18 protein-coding genes are annotated in these 21,183 nt (G+C 67.2%); 9 read left to right on the top strand and 9 right to left on the bottom strand.

Going from position 1 to position 21,183, the window contains the following annotated elements:
- Positions 1 to 4 precede the first annotated feature (4 nt).
- A complete protein-coding gene (locus AC5P8Y_RS00320) occupies positions 5 to 1,015 on the top strand; it encodes a restriction endonuclease (RefSeq protein WP_049431530.1) in 1,011 nt (336 codons plus the stop codon).
- Between the two features lie 165 nt (positions 1,016 to 1,180).
- On the opposite strand, the gene hutC is transcribed toward AC5P8Y_RS00320, so the two are convergent.
- Complete coding sequence (gene hutC / locus AC5P8Y_RS00325) at positions 1,181 to 1,909, bottom strand: histidine utilization transcriptional repressor HutC (RefSeq protein WP_049403089.1); 729 nt, start codon at positions 1,907 to 1,909, stop codon at positions 1,181 to 1,183.
- 28 nt (positions 1,910 to 1,937) lie between these two features.
- Positions 1,938 to 3,308, bottom strand: a complete 1,371-nt coding sequence (locus AC5P8Y_RS00330) for a formimidoylglutamate deiminase (protein ID WP_111108328.1) — start codon at positions 3,306 to 3,308, stop codon at positions 1,938 to 1,940.
- Between the two features lie 67 nt (positions 3,309 to 3,375).
- On the opposite strand from AC5P8Y_RS00330, the gene hutI reads away from it, so the two are divergent.
- From hutI to AC5P8Y_RS00360, 6 genes are all read left to right on the top strand, one after another.
- On the top strand, positions 3,376 to 4,599 hold the full coding sequence (gene hutI, locus AC5P8Y_RS00335; protein ID WP_495201825.1) for an imidazolonepropionase: 1,224 nt from the start codon (positions 3,376 to 3,378) through the stop codon (positions 4,597 to 4,599).
- Positions 4,596 to 6,137, top strand: a complete 1,542-nt coding sequence (gene hutH, locus AC5P8Y_RS00340; RefSeq protein ID WP_495201826.1) for a histidine ammonia-lyase — start codon at positions 4,596 to 4,598, stop codon at positions 6,135 to 6,137. The genes hutI and hutH overlap by 4 nt, the downstream gene beginning before the upstream one ends.
- Positions 6,134 to 6,988, top strand: coding sequence for an N-formylglutamate deformylase (gene hutG / locus AC5P8Y_RS00345; protein WP_012480727.1), 855 nt, complete (start codon positions 6,134 to 6,136; stop codon positions 6,986 to 6,988). Before hutH ends, hutG begins: the two co-directional genes overlap by 4 nt.
- Complete coding sequence (gene hutU, locus AC5P8Y_RS00350; RefSeq protein ID WP_005410194.1) at positions 6,985 to 8,652, top strand: urocanate hydratase; 1,668 nt, start codon at positions 6,985 to 6,987, stop codon at positions 8,650 to 8,652. The genes hutG and hutU overlap by 4 nt, the downstream gene beginning before the upstream one ends.
- A 149-nt stretch (positions 8,653 to 8,801) precedes the next feature.
- Positions 8,802 to 10,238: a serine hydrolase domain-containing protein gene (locus tag AC5P8Y_RS00355; protein WP_111188236.1), complete on the top strand. Its 1,437-nt coding sequence runs from the start codon at positions 8,802 to 8,804 to the stop codon at positions 10,236 to 10,238.
- A 193-nt stretch (positions 10,239 to 10,431) separates the two neighbouring features.
- A complete protein-coding gene (locus AC5P8Y_RS00360) occupies positions 10,432 to 12,543 on the top strand; it encodes a TonB-dependent receptor family protein (protein ID WP_111172487.1) in 2,112 nt (703 codons plus the stop codon).
- A gap of 46 nt (positions 12,544 to 12,589) precedes the next feature.
- Here the strand turns inward: AC5P8Y_RS00360 and AC5P8Y_RS00365 are convergent, their stop codons facing one another.
- The 3 genes from AC5P8Y_RS00365 to AC5P8Y_RS00375 form a co-directional block, all read right to left on the bottom strand.
- Positions 12,590 to 13,108, bottom strand: coding sequence for a hypothetical protein (locus AC5P8Y_RS00365; protein WP_111188251.1), 519 nt, complete (start codon positions 13,106 to 13,108; stop codon positions 12,590 to 12,592).
- A 365-nt stretch (positions 13,109 to 13,473) separates the two neighbouring features.
- Entirely contained in the window at positions 13,474 to 13,857 is a 384-nt protein-coding gene (locus AC5P8Y_RS00370; protein ID WP_049403097.1) for a nuclear transport factor 2 family protein, read from the bottom strand.
- A gap of 53 nt (positions 13,858 to 13,910) precedes the next feature.
- Positions 13,911 to 14,486, bottom strand: coding sequence for a TetR/AcrR family transcriptional regulator (locus tag AC5P8Y_RS00375; protein ID WP_049403098.1), 576 nt, complete (start codon positions 14,484 to 14,486; stop codon positions 13,911 to 13,913).
- Positions 14,487 to 14,555: 69 nt separating this feature from the next.
- Here AC5P8Y_RS00375 and AC5P8Y_RS00380 point away from each other — a divergent pair, with 69 nt between their 5' ends.
- On the top strand, positions 14,556 to 15,101 hold the full coding sequence (locus AC5P8Y_RS00380; RefSeq protein ID WP_049403099.1) for a thioesterase family protein: 546 nt from the start codon (positions 14,556 to 14,558) through the stop codon (positions 15,099 to 15,101).
- 105 nt (positions 15,102 to 15,206) lie between these two features.
- Here the strand turns inward: AC5P8Y_RS00380 and AC5P8Y_RS00385 are convergent, their stop codons facing one another.
- Positions 15,207 to 15,998 (bottom strand): SGNH/GDSL hydrolase family protein, encoded by a 792-nt coding sequence (locus tag AC5P8Y_RS00385; protein ID WP_111188237.1) that lies wholly within the window; start codon positions 15,996 to 15,998, stop codon positions 15,207 to 15,209.
- Between the two features lie 49 nt (positions 15,999 to 16,047).
- The gene (locus AC5P8Y_RS00390) at positions 16,048 to 17,013 is read right to left on the bottom strand and encodes a DUF2268 domain-containing putative Zn-dependent protease (RefSeq protein ID WP_111188238.1); all 966 of its coding nucleotides are present in this window, start codon (positions 17,011 to 17,013) and stop codon (positions 16,048 to 16,050) included.
- Positions 17,014 to 17,151: 138 nt separating this feature from the next.
- Between AC5P8Y_RS00390 and AC5P8Y_RS00395 the strand changes: the two genes are divergently transcribed.
- On the top strand, positions 17,152 to 18,135 hold the full coding sequence (locus AC5P8Y_RS00395; RefSeq protein ID WP_111188252.1) for a hypothetical protein: 984 nt from the start codon (positions 17,152 to 17,154) through the stop codon (positions 18,133 to 18,135).
- A 10-nt stretch (positions 18,136 to 18,145) separates the two neighbouring features.
- Here the strand turns inward: AC5P8Y_RS00395 and AC5P8Y_RS00400 are convergent, their stop codons facing one another.
- Positions 18,146 to 18,466, bottom strand: coding sequence for a hypothetical protein (locus AC5P8Y_RS00400; RefSeq protein ID WP_005410210.1), 321 nt, complete (start codon positions 18,464 to 18,466; stop codon positions 18,146 to 18,148).
- Between the two features lie 190 nt (positions 18,467 to 18,656).
- The gene (locus AC5P8Y_RS00405; protein ID WP_111188239.1) at positions 18,657 to 21,119 is read right to left on the bottom strand and encodes a S9 family peptidase; all 2,463 of its coding nucleotides are present in this window, start codon (positions 21,117 to 21,119) and stop codon (positions 18,657 to 18,659) included.
- Positions 21,120 to 21,183 lie beyond the last annotated feature (64 nt).

Below are 21,183 nucleotides of genomic sequence, written 5' to 3' on the forward strand. Positions count from 1 at the left end.
CTGCATGCTCCCTTGGATCCTGGCCCTGCTGTCGGCCCTGCTTACCTGTTCCCTGGCTGTTGTCTATCTGTGGTGGATCAAGCGGCGGCAGAAGGAGATGCAACTCGGCCTGCAAGCGCTGGCCGGCATGCACTGGCGCGAGTTCTCGGTACTGGTCAAGCGCATGCTGCGCGAACAGCGCGGCCTGCGTGAACTGAATGATCCGGCGGAGGAATCCCGCGAGCCGAGCAGCGACTTCCTGCTATGCGACGGCCCCAACCAGTGGCTGGTGTCCTGCAAGCATGGCCTTGCCTACCGTATCGGCACCGCCGCAGTGAACGAGCTGGGGGCTGCTGCGCGCCTGGCCGGCGCCAAGGGCGGCGTGCTGCTGACCGAAGGCCGGATGGAACGCGACGGGCGCAGCGCTGCCGAGAAGCAGGCGGTCGAGGTGCTGGACGGTCCACGCCTGTGGCCGCTGCTGCAGCCGTACCTGCCGGCGGAAATCGAAAGCCGTGTGCGTGCCAGCGCCCGCCATGAAGCCCTGCGCCGGATCGCCATTGCCGCGCTCGGCGCGGTCACGCTGGGCCTGCTGGTGGGATTGAGCCTGCAAGGCTTGCATGTGCAGGACACCCCGCCTGTTGCCGAGGTGGCGGACACCCCCGCGCCGGTTGCACCTGCGGTTGAAGCGGCGCCCGAACCGGCGCCGGTCCCCGCCACCACGCCGCCGGCCGCAGCGCCTGCACCGGCCGCGCCCTCAGCCGACGCGCGCAGCAACCCCAACCCGGATGCCGCCACGCTGGAGCGCTTCCAGGCCGATCTTTCCCGCGCCTTGGCCGGCAAGCCCGGTATCGCCAGCGGGGTCTGGCTGACCCGCCAGACGCTGGCGATCAACCGCACGGGCGAGCTGGACGCGGTGTGGCCGCAGGTCTGCGAGGAAGTGCTGCACTACCCCGCCCTGCGCAACGTGCGCATCCAGCTCAATGCCCGCCCGGGCGTGAATGAGCCGGTACGCTGGCGGCAATGCGCCACGTATTGATTGGGACCAACATCCACGCATGGCGTGGATCTACTGAATCCCGATGCACGAATCTTTGGTAGGTCCACGCCATGCGTGGGCGCCTTTGCAGAGTCGAGCCACGCTCGACTCATCGCGCATCGAGCGAACCCCTTGGTAGATCCACACCATGCGTGGATGGAATCCCTATCGCGCGCCCGGCGCGAAGCGCGCCACCAGGTCCCAGGCATCCCCAAGGAACACCTGGCGCACGCGGGTGATCGGCTGTTCGCCACGCCAGGTCAGGCGCTCGATCACCAGACAGGCGGTGCCGGGCTTCACGTCCAGCAGCCTGGCGGTGGCGGTATCTGCCCCCCAGGCGCTGATGCGGTGCTGGGCACGGGTCCACGACACGTTCTGCAGCAGCCAGCTGCCTGGCGCGGTAGTACTGAAGTCGACCTCCAACACCTCCGGCACCCCCACCGGGCTGATCAGGCGATGCTCCAGCGCCAGCGGGCGACCATCGGCCAGGTGCAGGCAGCGCATCGCCAGCAGGTTTTCCTGCCCGGCCAGCTCGACTTCACCGGCATTGCCGGCATCGGCAAGGCGCAGGTCGCGCTGCAGCAGGCGATAGGTGTACTGGTGGCCGCGCGAGCCAACCTCCATCGCGATATCGGGGATCTCCAGCGCCACCTGCTCCAGGTGCGGGGGTTGCCGCGCCACGAACGAACCGGCACGGCGGCGACGCTCGATCATGCCGCTCTCGGCCAACGCGGTCAGCACTTTGTTCACCGTCATCCGCGAGCAGCCGTACTGCTCCATCAGCTCGTGCTCGTACGGAATCCGGAAGCCCGGCGCCCATTCTCCGCTGAGGATGCGGCTTTCCAGATCGCTGCGGATACGCTGGTTGAGCGTGGCGGACTTGCTGGCCTTCACGTAATGGGGTCTCGGTAGCGGGAGGCGATCAGCCCAGCACGCCACGCAGGGCGGCGGTAAAGGCGGTGGTGATCGCCTCGCGCTGCAGGTGGCGGCCCTCGGCCACGCATTGGCGGCCCTGGCGCCAGACCGATCGCAGCGCGCCATTACGTGCGGCGAACACCCAGCTGTCAAGCCATGCGTCATCCTGTCGCGCCTGCAGCGCCGGGTGCCCGGCATCCAGTTCGACCAGGTCGGCACTGGCGCCGACCTGCAGGCCAGCGGCCACGCCCAGCGCCTGTGCACCACCGTGCAGTGCGCCTTCGAACAGGAAGCGGCCGGTACTGCGGGTGGCATCCGGGGCCAGCACGTTGCGACCGCGCAGGGTCAGGCGCTGGCCGTATTCGAGCAGGCGCAGTTCTTCGGCCGCATCGATCAGCACATTGGAATCGGAGCCGACACCGAAGCGCCCGCCCTCGCGCGCGAACGCCTGCATCGGGAACAGGCCGTCGCCCAGATTGGCTTCGGTGATCGGGCACAGGCCGGCCACGGCCTGGCTGGCCACGATGGCGGCGCGCTCATCGTCGGTGATGTGGGTGGCGTGCACCAGGCACCAGCGCGCATCCACCGGTGCATGGTCGTACAGCCACTGCACCGGACGCTGGCCGCTCCAGGCCAGGCAGGCCTCGACTTCACGCACCTGCTCGGCGATATGGATGTGCACCGGGCCGTCGGTCAGCGGCAGCAACGCACTCAATTCCTCGCCGGTGACTGCACGCAGGCTGTGCGGCGCGATGCCGAGCACCGCATCCGGCAGCGCGGCCAGTGCCGGCTTGGCGGCGTCCAGCAGCTGCGCGAAACCGTCCACGTCGTGGATCAGGCGACGCTGTGCCGGATTCGGCGGCGCCCCGCCGAAATCGGCATGTGCATAGAACACCGGCAGCAGGGTCAGGCCGATGCCGGTCTGGTCGGCGGCGGCAGCAATCCGTGCACTCATCTCGGCGCGGTTGGCATAGGCGCGACCCTCGGCGTCGTGGTGCAGGTAATGGAATTCGCCGACGCGGGTGAAGCCGCTTTCCAGCATTTCCATGTAGGCCTGGGCGGCGATGGCTTGCACTGCGTCCGGGCGCAGATGGGCCAGAAAACGGTACATCAGCTCACGCCAGCTCCAGAAGCTGTCACCGTCACCGCCGCCGATCTCGGTCAGCCCGGCCATGCCGCGCTGGAAGGCATGGCTGTGCAGGTTGGGCAGGCCCGGCACCAGGATGCCGACGCGGGAGTCGCCGTGCTGGGCGCCCTGCCCCATGTGGATCGCCGTGATGCGGCCGTCCTGCACCTGCAGGCGGACATCGCGGGCCCAGCCATCGGCCAGAAGGGCGTGGGTGGCATGGAAACAGAGCGGGGAACGCGAATCGGACATGGCTGGACAACCCGAAATGGACGCCTATATTGTATAGACATATAAGCACAGCCGCGTTGTGGATGCCATGCACGTCGATACCCTCTGGTCCAACGTCCACCTGATCACCCTCGATGGCGAGGGGCTGGGTGTCATCCGCGATGGCGTGGTGGCCTGCGCCGACGGCCGCATCGTCCATGTCGGCCCGGCCGGCAGCGACGCCCACCTGCAGCCGACCACCCGCATCGATGGCGAAGGCCGCTGGATCTCGCCCGGCCTGATCGACTGCCACACCCACCTGGTCTACGCCGGCAACCGCGCCAACGAATTCGAGCAGCGCCTGCAGGGCGTCAGTTATGCCGAGATCGCCCGTGCCGGCGGCGGCATCGTCTCCACCGTGCGCGCCACCCGTGCTGCCACCCCGGAACAGCTGGCCAGCGAAAGCCGGCCGCGCCTGCTGGCGATGCGTGCCGAAGGCGTGACCACGATCGAGATCAAGTCCGGCTACGGCCTGACCCTGCCCGACGAACGCAAGCAGCTGCAGGTAGCGCGTGCGCTGGGCGAGGAGTGCCGGGTCAACGTGGTGACCACATTCCTCGGCGCACACGCGATTCCGCCAGGCCGCGAGGCGCAGGAATACACCGACGAGGTGTGCAACGTGATGATTCCGGCCATCGCCGCCGAAGGCCTGGCCGAAGCGGTGGACGTATTCTGCGAGAACATCGCCTTCTCGCCGGCGCAGGCGCGGCAGGTCTTCGAAGCGGCGCGCGCCAACGGGCTGGCGGTGAAGATTCATGCCGAGCAGCTGAGCAACCAGCATGGCGCCGAACTGGCCGCCAGCTTCGGTGCCCTCTCGGCCGACCATATCGAACATCTGGACGATGCCGGCATCGCCGCGATGGCCGCCGCCGGCACCGTCGCCGTGCTGTTGCCCGGTGCCTTCTATTTCACCCGCGATACCACCCTGCCGCCGATCGCTGCGCTGCGTGCGGCCGCCGTGCCGCTGGCGCTGGCCACCGACAGCAATCCGGGCACTTCGCCGCTGACCAGCCCGCTGCTGGCGATGAACATGGGCGCCACCCTGTTCCGCCTGACCGTGGATGAGTGCATCGCCGGCTTCACCCGTGAAGCGGCGCGCGCGCTCGGACGCAGCGACCGCATCGGCCGCCTCGCCGTGGGCCTGGACTGCGACCTGGCGATCTGGGACATCGATGCCCCCGCCGACCTGGTCTATCGCATTGGATTCAACCCGCTGCACGCGCGCGTGGTGCGCGGACAGCCCGACCTGCCTGCCTCCTGGAGCAACACATGAGCAACACCCTGGTTCTTCGCCCCGGCCATGTCACTCTTGCCCAGTGGCGGCAGGTCTATCGCGGTGCGCCGCTTGCACTGGACCCGGCCGCGCTGCCGGTGGTGCGCGCCAGTGCTGCGGCGGTGGCCGCCATCGTCGCCAAGGGCGCGCCGGTGTATGGCATCAACACCGGTTTCGGCAAGCTGGCCAGCGTGCGCATCGAGCGCGAAGATCTGGCCACCCTGCAGCGGAACATCGTGCTCTCGCATGCCGCCGGCGTGGGCGAGCCGATGCCGGCCAGCGTGGTGCGCCTGATGATGGCGCTTAAGCTGGTCAGCCTGGCGCAGGGTGCGTCAGGCATTCGCGAGGAGACCCTGCTGCTGCTGGAAGCGATGCTGGTCAAGGGCGTGCTGCCGGTGGTGCCCGCACAGGGTTCGGTGGGTGCCTCGGGTGACCTGGCGCCGCTCTCGCACCTGGCCAGCGTGATGCTGGGCGTAGGCGAAGCCTTCATCGGTGACGAGCGCCTACCGGCAGCCGACGCACTGGCACGTGCCGGCCTGCAGCCGATCGAACTGGGCGCGAAGGAAGGCCTGGCGCTGCTCAACGGCACCCAGTTCTCCACCGCCTATGCGCTGGCGGGCCTGTTCGAGATCGAGACCGTGTTCCAGGCCGCACTGGTGACCGGCGCACTGTCGGTGGAAGCAGCCAAGGGTTCCGACACGCCCTTCGACCCGCGCATCCACGCGATCCGCGGCCAGCGCGGGCAGATCGCCGCCGCCGCCACCCTGCGCGCGCTGATGCAGGGCTCGGACATCCGCGAGTCGCATCGCGACAACGACGTGCGCGTGCAGGACCCGTACTGCCTGCGCTGCCAGCCGCAGGTGATGGGCGCGGCGCTGGACATCCTGCGCCAGGCCGCGACCACGCTGGAAATTGAAGCCAACGGCGTGTCCGACAATCCGCTGGTGTTCACCGACACCGGCGAAGCGCTGTCCGGTGGCAACTTCCACGCCGAGCCAGTGGCCTTCGCCGCCGACATGCTGGCGATGGCGGTGTGCGAGATCGGTTCGATCAGCGAGCGCCGCCTGGCGATGCTGGTGGACCCGGCCCTGTCCGGCCTGCCGGCGTTCCTGACCCCGCGCCCGGGCCTGAATTCCGGCTTCATGATTCCGCAGGTGACCGCCGCTGCACTGGTCTCGGAAAACAAGCAGCGCGCCTACCCGGCCAGCGTTGATTCGATTCCGACCTCGGCCAACCAGGAAGACCATGTGTCGATGGCCGCGCATGGCGCACGCCGGCTGATGCAGATGGCCGAGAACGCCGCCAACGTGATCGGCATCGAGCTGCTGGCCGCCGCGCAGGGCTGTGATTTCCATGCGCCGCTGCGCTCCAGCGCCGCGCTGGAAACGGTGCGCGCCACCCTGCGTGCGCAGGTGCCGACGCTGGAAGAAGACCGCTATTTCCACCCCGACATGGTGACCGCCACGAATCTTGTGCGCAGTGGCGCGCTGGCGCAGGGCCTGAGCGATCTGTTGCCGACTGTGGAACCGCAGGCATGACGACCCTTCCTGAATGGTTGACGGTGCACGAGGGCGATGCCCCCCTCATCGTCAGCTTCCCGCATACCGGCAGCGAGCTGCCGCACGACCTGATCGGCGACTACCACTCGCCGTGGTTGGCCCGCCGCGATGCCGACTGGTGGGTGCACGAGCTGTACGACTTCGTGCGCGGCATGGGCGCGACCACGGTGCGCTCGGCGATCTCGCGTTCGGTGATCGACCTCAACCGCGATCCCAGCGGCGTGTCGCTGTACCCGGGCCAGAACACCACCGGCCTGTGTCCGCTGACCACCTTCGACAACCAGCCGCTGTACCACGCCGGGCGCGAACCGGACGAAGCAGAAATCGCCCGTCGTCGCGACACGTATTTCCTGCCTTACCACGATGCGCTGGCTTCGCAGATCACGCGCCTGCGTGCACGCCACGGCACCGTGGTGGTGTACGACGCGCACTCGATCCGCTCGCATATCCCGCACCTGTTCGAGGGCGAACTGCCGCAGTTCAACCTGGGGACTGCCGGTCCGTCCGGCGCACCGGACACCTCCTGCGACAACGCCCTGAGCGACGTGGTGGAAAACCTGCTGAAGATCAGCGGCATGAGCCAGGTGCGCAACGGCCGCTTCAAGGGCGGCTGGATCACCCGCCACTACAGCAACATCGCCGGCGGCGTGCACAGCCTGCAGATGGAGCTTGCCTGCCGCGGCTACATGCACGAACCCCTGCCGGACCAGGTGGACGAACACAGCTGGCCCACCCCGCTCGACCCCGACCACGCCGCACCACTGCGCCACACCCTGGCGCAGGTGCTCAACGCCTGCCTTGAATTCGCTACGAACCGGAGCGCCGCATGACCCGCAACGACCCGTCCCGCACCATCGCCGCGCCGACCGGCACCACGCTGAACGCCAAGAGCTGGCTGACCGAAGCACCGCTGCGCATGCTGATGAACAACCTGCACCCGGACGTGGCCGAGCGCCCGCAGGAACTGGTGGTGTATGGCGGCATCGGCCGCGCCGCACGCGACTGGGAGAGCTTCGACGCCATCGTCGAAACGCTCAAGCGCCTGGACGATGACCAGACCCTGCTGGTGCAGTCCGGCAAGCCCGTGGGCGTGTTCCGCACCCACGCCGATGCACCGCGCGTGCTGATCGCCAATTCCAACCTGGTGCCGCGCTGGGCCAACTGGGACCACTTCAACGAGCTGGATAAGAAGGGCCTGGCCATGTACGGCCAGATGACCGCCGGCAGCTGGATCTACATCGGTGCGCAGGGCATCGTGCAGGGCACCTACGAGACCTTCGTGGAAATGGGGCGCCAGCATTTCGGCGGCGACCTGACCGGGAAGTGGCTGTTCACCGGTGGCCTCGGCGGCATGGGTGGTGCACAGCCGCTGGCTGCCGTGATGGCCGGCGCCTCCTGCCTGGCCGTCGAGTGCCGCAAGAGCAGCATCGACATGCGCCTGCGCACCGGCTACCTGGATACCTGGACCGACAACCTGGACGAAGCGCTGCGCCTGATCGATGAATCGTGCAAGGCCGGTACGCCGAAGTCGGTGGGCCTGCTCGGCAACGTCGCCGACGTGCTGGCCGAACTTCTCAAGCGCGGCGTGAAGCCGGACCTGCTGACCGACCAGACCTCCGCGCACGACCCGGTGAACGGCTACCTGCCGCAGGGCTGGACGGTCGAGCAGTGGGACGAGAAGCGCGTTTCCGCCCCCAAGGAAGTGGAGAAGGCCGCGCGCGCATCGATGGCCAACCACATCCGCGCCATGCTCGGCTTCCACGCGCTGGGCGTGCCGACCGTGGACTACGGCAACAACCTGCGGCAGATGGCGCTGGAAGAAGGTGTGGCCAATGCCTTCGATTTCCCGGGTTTCGTGCCGGCCTACATCCGCCCGTTGTTCTGCCGCGGCATCGGCCCGTTCCGTTGGGCGGCACTGAGTGGCGACCCGGAAGACATCGCCAAGACCGATGCCAAGGTGAAGGAACTGATTCCGGACAACCCGCACCTGCACCGCTGGCTGGATATGGCCGCCGAGAAGATCAAGTTCCAGGGCCTGCCGGCACGCATCTGCTGGGTCGGCCTGGGTGATCGTGATCGACTCGGCCTGGCGTTCAACGAGATGGTCGCCAACGGCGAACTGAAGGCGCCGGTGGTGATCGGCCGCGACCACCTGGACAGCGGCAGCGTGGCCTCGCCAAACCGCGAAACCGAAGCGATGGCCGATGGCTCCGATGCGGTGTCCGACTGGCCGCTGCTGAACGCCCTGCTCAACACCGCCAGCGGCGCGACCTGGGTCTCGCTGCACCATGGCGGCGGCGTGGGCATGGGCTTCTCCCAGCATGCCGGCATGGTGATCGTCTGCGACGGTACCGAGGCAGCGGCGAAGCGGATTGGCCGCGTGCTGTGGAACGACCCGGCCACCGGCGTCATGCGCCACGCCGATGCGGGGTATGACATCGCGATCGACTGCGCGAAGGAAAAGGGACTGGATCTACCGGGGATCCTGGGCTGATCGCAGTTGTGCCGGCCAGCGGCCGGCACTACCGGAAACGTGTGGTAGTGCCGGCCGCTGGCCGGCTCTCCCTGATGCGGGAATCGGTGCCCTTGACCCGCTCTTCCGACGTGACCAACATGCGCCATCACCGCTGATGGATCACCGCGATGTACCGCACCCTGGCCGTTGCATTGCTCTGCACGCTGTTTGCGATCCCACCCGTTTCGGCGCTTGAAACTACCGGCGATCTTTCCAAGCAGCTCAGCACCCAGCTGCAGACCAACCGCGAGCGCTACGGCATCGCCGGCCAGGCGGTACTGGTCGCCCACAACGGCCAGGTGCTGTACCAGGGCGCCAGCGGTGAACGTGATCCCGCTGCCCATGCGCCTGCCACTGTCGATACGATCTTCGCCGCCCAGTCGATGGCCAAGCTGCTGACCAGCACGCTGGTGATGCAATTGGTCGACCAGGGCAAGGTGGATCTGGATGCACCGGCCAGCCGCTATGTGCCGGACCTGCCTGCAGCATGGCAGGCAATCCACGTGCGCGATTTCCTCAACCACAGCTCTGGTATCGGCGAGTACTACGATCGTGTCGACAACCGTTGGGTCAGCAAGGGCTACCCTGGTGTAGCCCCTGTCCTTGGCGCTGCACTGAAGGTAGCCGGCGCGACACCGATGCAGTTCGCCACCGGCAGCCGCGTGCAGTACACCCAGGCCAACTACCTGGTGCTGACGGCGTTGCTGCAAGCGCACTACCGCAAGCCCTACCCGGCCATCGCTCGCGAACGCATCCTGCAGCCATTGAAGATGGCCAGCACCTCGTGGGGCGTTGCCAGCGTGCCGGTCCGGCGCGCGGCGGTGCCGTACATCGGCACGGATGGCCAACTGCAGCCTGCCAATGAAGATCCCTGGCCGGACTACGGCTGGGGCCATGCCGATCTGCAGACCACCGTGGGCGACATGAACCGCTTCCTGCAGGCGCTGGCGACCGGCACGCTGGTGCGTACGGAGACCCTGGAAAAGCTCTGGCAGCCGCAGAAACTGAGCGGTGGCGGCAGCAATTTCTTCTCCACCGGTTGGGACACCACCCGAAGCGACGGCTACACCCAGGTAGGTCACGATGGTGGCACCCGTGTACGTGCGCGATTGGCCTACAAGGGCACGCCGGCCAACGGCTACTGGGTGTTCGTGTACCTGACCAACGGCAGCGCCCGCAATGTCTGGTCCAGCACGCTGGTGGAGAGCACGATGGCGGTGGTTGCGCCCGGGGAGTTTCCGCACGCTGTGCTGTCCGAGCGGCTGATCGGCTATGCGGTGGATGACAGCACCGATGCGAAACCGCGGATGCGTAGCTGGCTGCGCAACAGCAATGGCGTTCCCACCGATGAACTGGAACGTGCGATCAATGCCGATGGCTATGCCATCCGCGAGAGTCTGGGTGCCAGCAAGGCACTGAAAGTGTTCGCGCTCAACGCCGAGCTGTATCCGGATTCGGCCAACGCGTGGGACAGCCTGGCCGAGTGCCATGCGGCATTGGGCGATAGGGAAGCGGCTGATCGGCTGTACGCGAAGGCCAAGGCGCTGGCGAAGCCCTCGCCCTAAACCCTGCTGCAGAGCCGAGCCCATGCTCGGCTGCTCTTCGTTGCGATCTCAGGAGACCCCCGCTGCGCGCGATAGCCGAGCATGGACTCGGCTCTACATGGATGTTGCGGGCGGCCATACGCCGCCGGTGGGTGACGTGACGCCGCCGACCTGTTAACTTGCGCTCCACTTTTGCGGTTTACAGCATTCCCGCATGTCGCTCTCGTCGTACCGCCCCACCCCTTCGCTGCTGTTCCTGGCCGTTTCCCTCGGCCTCTCTTCCACCGCCGCTGCGGCCCCACAGGCCACCACGCTGGATGCCGTGCAGGTCACCGCTGCCGCCGATGCCAGCGCGCAGGCGCGCGAGGCGCTGAAGCGCGTGCCCGGCGCCAGCAACCTGATCGACGTGGCCAAGGCCGACAGCCGACTGTCCACCAGCGCCGATGTGCTGGCCTACCAGCCGGGTATCAGCGCGCAGTCGCCGGGTAATGAGGGCACCAAGATCTCGATCCGTGGCTCGGGCATCAACCGGGGCCCGGGCGCGCACGCCTCGGGTATTGCGGTGTCGATCGACGGCCTGCCACTGACCGGCCCGGGCGGCACGCCCTACGAGCTGCTGGAACCGCTGTGGCTGTCGCGCGTGGAAGTCCTGCGCGGCGCCAACGGCTTCGAGCGCGGTGCGTTGGCGCTGGGTGGTGCCATCGACTACGTCAGCCGCAGCGGTCGTGATTCGGCGGGCGTGCAGCTGCACTACGAAGCCGGCAGCCGTGGCTACCAGAAGCGCGGCATCAGCTGGGGCGGCGTCAGTGGTGATGTCGACTACTTCCTGGCCTACACCGATACCGAGTTCGACGGTTACCAGCGTCATTCGCGCGGCGACGGCAAGGGTGCGATGGCCAACATCGGCTGGCAGATCACGCCCGACCTGCAGACGCGCTTCTTCGTGCGCTATCGCGAAACCAATCATGAAACGCCCGGCCGCCTGACCCGCGACCAGATCCGTAACGATCCGCGTGCCGCGAATGCGGCCAACCTGGCCATCGATGCGCGTCGCCCGCAGCCGGGCAGCACCTGGGTGGGCAACGTCACCACGCTGCAGATCGATGAGGACTCCTCGTTGCAGGCCGGGCTGGTCTATCACAAGTACCCGATGGACTTGAACGAGAGCCTGTACCGGCAGCAGCTGGACTACGCCAACCTCAACGCCACGCTGGACTACCGCCGCCGCCACCGGCTGTTCGGCCTGGACAGCGAGACCACGGTCGGCCTGCGCGTCACCCACGATCTGGACGCCGATGTGCGCGAGTCTCTGCGCTTTGCCAGCAACGGCTATGCCGCCGGTACGCGCACGCGTGACTTCCGCCACCACGGCACCGACAGCACGCTGCACGCCAGCAATACCCTCACCTTCAATGACCGCCTGCGCATGCAGACCGGGCTGGCACTGATCAACACCCGTCGCGATGTGCAGGTGACCTGGCCGAGCAGCGGCGGCCGCCTTCGCGACCACGACTGGGACTACGCGCCGCGACTGGGCTTCACTTGGCAGCACAGCGCCCAGACCCAGTGGTTCGGCAACCTCAGCCGCTCGGTGGAGGCGCCACATCCATGGTCGATGATCTGGGGCTCGAACCAGTACTTCGGGCCAGGCAATGGCCCGTCCAGCGGCCGCCAGCGCGCGCCGGTGCCGATGCGGAACCAGACCGCCACCACGCTGGAACTGGGCGCGCGCGGTGACGCGGCGCTGGGCCGCTGGGAACTGACCGGCTACTACGCACACGTGAACCACGAACTGCTGAGCGTCGAACTGCAACCGGTGCCGAACCTGTTCATCGCCGAGAACAACGCCAGCCCCACCGTTCACCGCGGCATCGAGGCCGGATTGGACAGCACGCTGTGGCAGGCTGCACCGGGCCGCCTGTCGCTGCGCCAGGCGTATACCTTCAGCGATTTCCGCTATCGCCACGACGCGCGTTTCGGCAGCAACCGCCTGCCCGGCCTGCCGCGCCACGCCTACCAGGCCGAGCTGCGCTTCGATCATGCATCCGGCCTGTACGCCGCGCTCAATACCGAATACGCCTCGCGCATCGCCGTGGACTACGCCAACAGCTACTGGGCCGACAGCCACGTGATCTTCGGCAGCCGCATCGGCTACGACGCACCCGGTGGCCGCTGGCAGGCCTGGGCGGAGATGCGCAACCTCGGCAACCGCCACTACGCCGCCACGGTCACGCCGGGCTACGACGACGCAGGCAGGGATATTGCCCGCTCGACGCCGGGCGAAGGCCGTGGCATCTACACTGGTGTGCGTTTGCGGTTTGACTGATGACCGCAGGCGGCGCCGGGTGTGATCCGGCGCCGTCGTTCCAGGATCAGCCGATACGCCAGGCCGGCAGGCGCTCGCTGCGCTTCCAGATGGAAGGTGCGAAACCAATCAACGCCAGCGCCGCCAGCCACTTCGGTGAGGTGTTGAGCAGTGTCGAGGTAAGCGAACCATCGACGGGGGCGGCCATTTCCTGCCACGGGTTGTAGCCCAGGTAGACGACGCTGCCAGCCCACCACAGCAATGCCACACCGACACCCACCAGCAACAGAGCCAGCGTGCGGCAGGTCCATCGCTGCGAGGTGGTGCCCCACTCGCGGGACGCCGCTACCAGCAGGCCCACCACCAGCAGCGACACCAGTGCAACCAGCCCGATATCGACCTTGTGCCCGATACGCTCATAGCTGCAGGCGCGGCATCGCGTCTCTTCCGCGGCAGTGGCGGCTTCGGCGCCATCGGCCTGCCGGGCTGCGGGCTGCGCCAGCGCTGCAAACGGCATCAGTACCGCCAGCAGCGTCACCATGATCCAACGAAACAACGTCCTGTTCCTGCGTGCAGCGACATCCATGCGCATGTCCTTGTCAGGGTTGGTTGAAGCCGGGCCACGTTCCGGGTCCCCTGAGCCGATCATAGCGCAGGGCCGGGGAGGAACGAAAACCGCGAAGAGGGCCAGGCGTGGCCAACCGCGCTGCTGCAAGTGCCGGCGCGCACGCACGACTTCGCTGCCGCGGTTCATCGGCAATGCAGCGGACTGCGTGAAAATTGGCGCGAGCGCTTCATGCCGCCGCCAGGAAGCGGGAGGCATCGCGGCCAGGGACCTCGGGAACCTGATGCTGCATGCGGACATCCTTGCCGGGCACGCGTAGGCGGTGTTGGGCGGATTCTACCGCGAGCGGGTCCGCTGTCCAGACGGCGGTTCCAAGCGGCCGATCCTCAGCTGCGATCAATGATCCGTTCGATGCGGCCACCCGCGAACACGAACTCGCTCTGGCCCTGCAGTTCCAGCTCGGTGCCCGCGCGCGGCCCATCGGGAACATCCTGCGCGAACACGCCGCGCCAGCCAATCGTCGCCATCGCCTGGTCGCCATCGAACTCCAGCGCCAGCAAGCGCTGTTCGCGCTCGCGGAACAGCGACGCAGAGTGGCGTGCCAGTTCGCCAAAGGCATCGATGCCTTCAGTGACCATCGTCAACTGGCCGCCACTGTGATTCTCGAAACGTACGTTGTGCGCCAGCACTGCCAGCATGGCGTCGATATCGAAGCGGTTGTAGGCCTGCAGGTAGTGCTCGATCACCTGGCGGCGATGCGGTTCGTCCATGGCGGCATCCAGTCGTGGGCTGCTGGCGAGTCTGGCCTGCCTGCACCGGCCGATCAAGGCCGCGTGGCGGCCTTCAGCAACTGCGCGGCCACCTGGTCGAACGGGGCGATGTCCTGCAGTGCGCGGCACATCGCCACGGCGCCTTCCACGCTGGCGATCACCAGGCTGGCCAGTTCATCCGCCGCCGCAGGTTCGTGGCCGTCGGCAATGAAGGCTGCGGCCAGATGCCCCTGCCAGCGCACGAACACCTCTGCGGCGGCCACGCGCGGTTGGCTGGTAACCGCCTCGACCGGCTCTTCGACGGCAGCGGCCAGCACCGGACAACCCGCGCGGAACCCGGAACGCAGCAAGCGCTCGCGCCACATCGCCAGGAACTGCTGCAGACCCTGCACGGCCCCAACCTTCAACAACTCAACGAGGAGCGCCTCCACCTTGTCACCAGCCATGTGGGTGGCGCGCGCCAGCAGCTCCTGCTTGCCGCCGGGAAAGTGGTGATAGGTGGAACCCAGCGGCGCCTCGGCCAGCTTGGTCACCTCACGGATGCTGGTGGCATTGAGACCCACGCGCGCCAGCATCTGTGCCGCAGCATCAATCACGCGTTGTGGCGCATCAGAGGGGCGCGGGCTCACGGCAGGCTCCTTGCCAGGACGGTCGTCATAAATTAGCGTATCGGCGATTCTATAACAGTCGTCATAACCATGAATCTCTGGTTCCGCCTGCTCCACCTGCTGCTGTGCAGCCTGTTCCGGCCGAAGCTGGAGGCGCCGTTCGGGGTCTCGCGGCTGCAGTTCCGGGTACTGCCCAACGACCTGGACAGCAACCTGCACATGACCAACGGCCGCTACTGGAACATCTTCGATCTGGGCCGGCTGGACCTGATCCTGCGCATGGGCCTGGGCCGGGTGGCGCTGCGCGAGAAGTGGGCACCGATCGTCGGCGCCGGCACCATCCAGTTCCGCCGCGAACTGAAGCCGTTCCAGCGCTTCACCCTGGAAACACGCCTGGTCGGCTGGATCGGCTCGCGCGGCATCATGGAGCAGCGCGTGCTGATCGGGCCCGAGCAGAAGATCGCCACCCGTGCGCTGCTGGTCACCGGCATCTACGACCGTCGCGCGCGCCAGTTCCTGAGCATGCCGAGGATGATGGAAGCGATCGGCGTGGTTGCCCCGCCGTCGCCGCCGCTCAGTGCAGCCGCCGAGGCGCTGCTGGCGGCCGATGCGGCGTTGAAGCAGGACGACGCCTGAGCTTCAGATAGCGGCTATCTGCATGGGGTGATTTCCCCCGCGACGCTGGCGGCCCGCGCTGCAGTTGGATGTCGCACCCGATCGGCATAGCCGATCCGCTGGTGATCAGTTTCCATGCTCCAACGCGCGTTTGACCGCTGCCTCGGCCAACGGCGCCATCACCGCATAGCCCTTCGCCGTCGGATGCACGCCATCCTCGGCCAGCTGCGGATCGAGTCCTCCGGCGGCATTGACCATCGGCGTGTAGTAGTCCAGATAGACCAGCTGCTGCGCATCGGCATAGCGCTTCAATGCCGTGTTCAATGCGCGCACCTTGGGCGCAGGTGCCGTGCCCGGCAGCCACGGGTAATCGCTGACCGGCAGCACCGATGCCAGCACCACGGCGATGCCATGTGCACGCGCCAGGTCCACCATCGCGTGCAGGTTGTCTTCGATCATCGCCTGCGTGGACGGGCCGGTGTTGCCGGCAATGTCGTTGGTGCCGGCCAGGATCACCACCACCTGTGGCTTCAGTGCCAGCACGTCCTGCGGGAAGCGCACCAGCATCTGCGCCGTGGTCTGGCCGCTGATGCCGCGGTTGAGCCAGCCCTTGCCGGGGAAGAATCCAGCGCTGCCTTCCGCACCCCAGCCTTCGGTGATCGAGTCGCCGAAGAACACCACGCGCGGCTGGCCCGGCACGGCCGCAGGCAGTCGCGCGTTGGCATCACGATAGCGCTGCAACTCCGGAAAATCGGCCAGGCGCTGCTGCATGAAACGAACCTCGTCGGGGCGCAACTGGTCGATGGGCGTCTGCAGCAGCGGATTGACTGCGACGACTTCGGCGGCACCCAGCGGAGAAGCCAACGCGAGGCCCAACGTCACGACGGTTGCAGCGGCAAGCTCAACAGGTCCACGCATGCGGGTACTCCTGAAATCATCTTGCGCAGTCTAACGCCCTGCCCTGTGCTCAGCGTGCAGCCGTACGCGCCGCTACACCCGTGACTTTCGCCGGCATCCACATGCCCGGCGTCCAGCCGCTGGCGGCCAGGATCGTTTTCGGGTTGTCCTGCTGGATCAGCGCACGCACCGCATCACGCTTCTCCTTGGCCTGCAGGTAATAGGCCTTGGCGATGCGGTAACCCACCCAGTACCCCAGGTCGTAGGGTTCCTGCGAGCCAGGCTTGTAGTTGTACAGCCACGGCGACAGATCGGTGCTGTCCAGATCCAGCGCGAACGCGCTTTCGATATGCACTTCCCGGCCACGGGTCCAGGCCGCGTGACGCCCATTGCCGACGTTGCCGGAAATCAGCTCGGTGATGAATTCGGCGATGCCTTCGCCCAACGACACGCGCAGCACCGTGGCACGCGGGTCACCCGGCTCGAAGTCGATCAGGCCGGTCTGCTGGATGTGCACGTATTCGTGTGCGATCACGTGCACGAAGCGATCCTGCACATTGGCATCCATGAAGTCGGCCGCGCACAGCGCTTCCAGACCAATGATCACGCCGCTTTTAGAGGTCAGCCCGACCGGCCGGCCGCGGCCCACCGCGATGGTCACCGGCGGGAACCGGGTCTGCGGGTAGATCGCCTGCAGGTTGGAAAACACCTGCGTCAGGCGTTGCTTCACCGCGGGCAGTTCGGCCAGGCAGTTTCGTCCCTGTGCATACAGCTCGGGCTGGCTGGCGATGGACTCGGCAATGCGTTCGGGAGTGACCCGGCGCGCCTTGGCCAGTTCGGCCAGGCCGGCCGAACCCTCGGCCAGGTATCCACGCAGCTGCGCAACGCTGGGCTTGCCGCCAGCGCTGTCATAAAGTGCATAGAAACGGCTGACATCCTCGGTGAGGATCTGCGGCCCTGCCGGTACCGCTGCGGTGGCCACGCCTACCGCCCCGGCACAGGCCAGGGCCAACAGGCCGCGCAGGATCATGAACATCGCTCCGTCCTTGGTGGAGTGCATGCGAAGCGCGCAATCTATCACTCCGCCCGGCCCACTGCAGCAGGCGGATGCGGGCGCACCGGCGCTGTGCCAGACTCGCTTCGGCACCTGCCATGGAAGATGGAGCACCGCACGATGATGATCGTTCCCGCGTACTGGGCCGAAGCCCGCCTGCAGGCCCGTTTCCGTGGCCGGCCGGTGGTCGTTCGCCGCTTCGGCTGGTCCGACGAAGGCCCTGCCGAGGCGCAGATGCACGCCGATCGCCGCGCCAACGAAGCCCTCAATGCCATCCTCGCCGGGCAGGCGCTGCCGCGACGCGAAGTGCGCAGCAACTACGGCGTGGAGGGCGTGCCGATCCGCGAGCAGATCGTGCAGCGCGACGGCGACGTCATCATCACCCGCAACAGCTACGGTGCGCTGTGCCTGAACACCCCGGACGTGCTGTTCGCCGACATCGATCATGTGCAGCCACCTGCCGGTTGCGTGATGCCTGCAATCATCGCTGCAGTGCTGCTGTTCGCTGGCGCCATCATCGGCACTCTGCTCTGGCACTGGCTGGTGGGACTGGTGCTGGGGGTGGCAGCGGTGCTGCTGGTCAACACGGCGATGCTGATGCAGCGCAAGCGGCGCCTGGCCGCGGCCGGTGGCGCCGAAGGCATGGCCCTGCAGCGGGTCGCGGCCTTCAGCGAACAGCATCCGGACTGGCATCTGCGTGCGTACCGCACGCCGGCTGGATTGCGCGTGCTGGCCATGCATGCCACGTTCCTGCCCGAAGACGAGCAGCTGCAGGCGTTCTTCAGAACGCTGGGCGCCGACACCCTGTACGCGCGCATGTGCCGGCTGCAGCACTGCTTCCGTGCGCGCCTGACACCAAAGCCGTGGCGCGTTGGCCTGAGGTACCGCATCCGTCCGCCGGTGGCCGCGTGGTCAGCCGAGCAGGCCAACAACCCGGATCGCCTGGCCTGGATTGCCGAGTACGAAAAGAAGAGTGCCGGCTTCGCCGCGTGCGCCTACCTGCGCAGTTTCGGTGATACCACGCGCATCCATGCCAAGGCCGAGCACGTGCGCGAACTGCACGACCGGTTGGCGCATGCGCAGGACCGCCTGCCACTGGCGTGAGCTCGGGTGCTCAATCAGCGCTCTGCACGAACGGCTGCCCTGCCAGGGTAGTGCCCAGCCGCACCGCAATCTGCTGTTCACCCTTCTCGAAGGTCGTCGCGCACTGCTTCCCGCCCTTCTGGCACCCCACTTCCGGAAAGCCCTCCAGCGATTCCGGCGCGCCCTGCGCCGGCTTCACCTGCCATCCCGCAGCATCCAGCAGGCGCTTGGCCTTGGCGTAGGGCATGCCGGCGATGATCCCCAGCTGCGCCAGCTCGGTGGGCAGCGACTGGGCATGGGCGTTTGAAACCAGGACCAACGACAACGTTGCAGCAAGAACGATGGCTTTCATTGCACCGACCCGGGACGAACTCACAGGGTCAGCCTAGCCCATCTGCGTGGCATGCGAATGTGCCGGTAACACGTCGTTACCGAGTCTCCACAGTTGATTGCAGAGCGCGTGCGGCTGGTTACAGCCGAGCGTGGGCTCGGCGCTACAGCAGGATGCAGGAAGGCCACCCGGAGGTGGCCTTCCTGTTCCTTCACTTGGCGTTCTTCACGTAGGTGTCGAACCAGTTCAGCATTTCCGACACCAGCTGCTCGTTCGACTCCAGCGCGGTGTACCAGTGCGGCTCGTTCGGCAGCATCACCAGGCGGGTGATACCGCCGTTGCCGCGGATCGCCTGGTACAGCTTGCGCGACTGGAACGGCTCGGTGCCCGGGTTGGCGTCGTCCTCGCCGTGGACCAGCAGCAGCGGCAGCTTGATCTTGTCGGCATAGAAGAACGGCGAGGCCTTCAGGTACACGTCCTGCGCCTGCCAGACCGAGCGGCGTTCGTTCTGGAAGCCGAACGGGGTGAAGGTCTTGTTGTACGAACCACTGGTCGCCACGCCGGCCTTGAACAGCTTGGTGTGCGCGATCAGGTTGGCGGTCATCAGGCCACCGTGGCTGTGGCCGGTCACGCCGATGCGGTTGCGGTCGACCACGCCCATGTCCACGGCCTTGTCCACCGCCGCCTTGGCATCGGCTTCCAGCTGCTCCAGATAAGTGTCGTACGCGTTCTTCGGGTCGCCGACGATCGGGAACGAGGCGTTGTCGATGATCGCGTAGCCGGCCAGCAGCATCAGGCGGTACGGCTGCAGACGGGTGAAGGTCTGCTGCGAACCGGACACCTGGCCGGCCTGCGCGGCATTGGCGAAGTCGGCCGGGTACGCATACAGGATCGCCGGTACGCGCTGGCCTTCCTTGTAGCCCGGCGGCGTGTACAGGGTGAACGACAGGTCCACGCCGTCGGCACGCTTGTAGGTCACCAGCTGCTTCTTGATCTGGCGCACTTCCGGGGTCGGGTCGACCAGCTTGGTCAGCGCGGTCGCGGTGGACGCGAACTGCGCCTCGCCGGTCTTCGCATCAGCCACTGCCTCACCCTGCTGCCGGATGAAGGCGTTCGGAGGATCGATCACCGACTGGTGCCAGGTCAGGTAGCGCCCCGGCGTGCTGCTGAAACCGAGGAACTGTTCGTAGGCGTCGGCACTGCTGCGGAACAGGCGCTCGCTCTTCAGGGTGCCCAGGTCCAGGCGGTCCAGGAACGGACGGTCGCCCTGCGGCGACGCGCCACGGCCGCTGAGGAACACATGGTTGCCCTCACGGCGGACCACCTGCGCGCCATTCGGCAAGCGGGTAAAGACCAGGTTGCCGGGGTTGGCGTACAGCTCGTCGCTGGACATGTCCCACAGCAGGCGGCCTTCCTTCTTCGGCTGGTCCACATCGACGATGCGGGTCTGCATCCAGTGGCGGTTCTCGTCGTTCTCGTACTGGAACGCCACGGCCGGATCGGCGGTCCACGCGAAGCCCTCAAATCGCTGCGCGGTACGGGTGATTTCGGTCGGCTTGCCGTTGAACGGGGCCTTCAGCATCAGCACGCGGTCGCGGTGCGGCACGTTGACCTTCCAGTCGCCCTTGTCCAGTGCCTCGGCATAGACCAGGGTGGCCGGATCGGTGGCACGCCAGTCGAAGCCACGCGGGCCTTCCGGCACGCCATGCACCGGCACGCGGTCGGCCAACGGCAGGCTGGCAATCGGCGTGGATTTGCCGCTGGCGATGTCCAGCACGGCCACGTCGTTGGCGAAGCGCTGGTAGGTCACCGCATGCGAGTACGGCGCCTTGATCGATTCGGTCAGCACGTGCACGCCATCGGGTGCGGCGCTGACTTCGTTGAACAGCGCCGGCTGCCCGACCGGACGCACGCTGTTGGCGGCGGTATCGACCACGGCCAGCTGCGAGGCACCGTAATAAGCGAACAGCTTCTCGTCATGCACGCTGGTCAGCGTGTCGCGGGCTTCGTAGGTGCTGCTCTCGCCACTGCTGCCCAGCGACTCCTGTGCATCCGGGCCGGTCGGTACGCCGCCGTTGGACGGTGCCGGGCCCTGGTTGGCCGGTACGAGTTTCACCAGCAGGTTCTGGCTGCCGCCCAGCCACTGCACGGTGTAGCCGAAGATCGGGTTCAGCTGCACATTCGGCACCTGCTTCACCTGCCCGGTGGCCGCATCGCCCACCCACAGCTGCACGCTGGTATCAACCGCATTCTGGAAGGCGAAATGGCTGCCATCGGCCGACCACAGCGCGCCGGTGGCGCAGCCCTGCGGCAGGTTGACCTTGGTTTCCTTGCCGCTGCCGATGTCGACCAGGGTGAAGTCGGCCACGCAGGCCGGAATGCCGTAGCCGCCTGGGGTGTCATGGCGGCTGCGGTTCTTCGGCTCCAGGCGCACGCCAGCCAGCTTCAGGTACGGCTGGGCGACGCGGCTGATCGACGGGTAGGTCTGCGCGGTGGTCAGCAGCAGGCGCTGGCCGCCCGGGGCCACGTTCGGCGCCGGCGGCGGCGGCGCCTTCAGCACCTTGAGCAGGTGTTCCGGCGGCTTCGCGTAATCGGCAAGCGCCGGGCCAGCGGCCAACAGGCCGACGGTGGCAACGGCAACCGCCGCTGCCAGAGAGGTTCGACGGATGAGCATCCTTATCCCCTGGGGTGTGAATGGGCGCCCGGAATCGGGCATGGACCCGAATCTAGCACCGCAG

It is taken from the genome of Stenotrophomonas sp. YJH_SMC_12-1, from assembly GCF_059370935.1.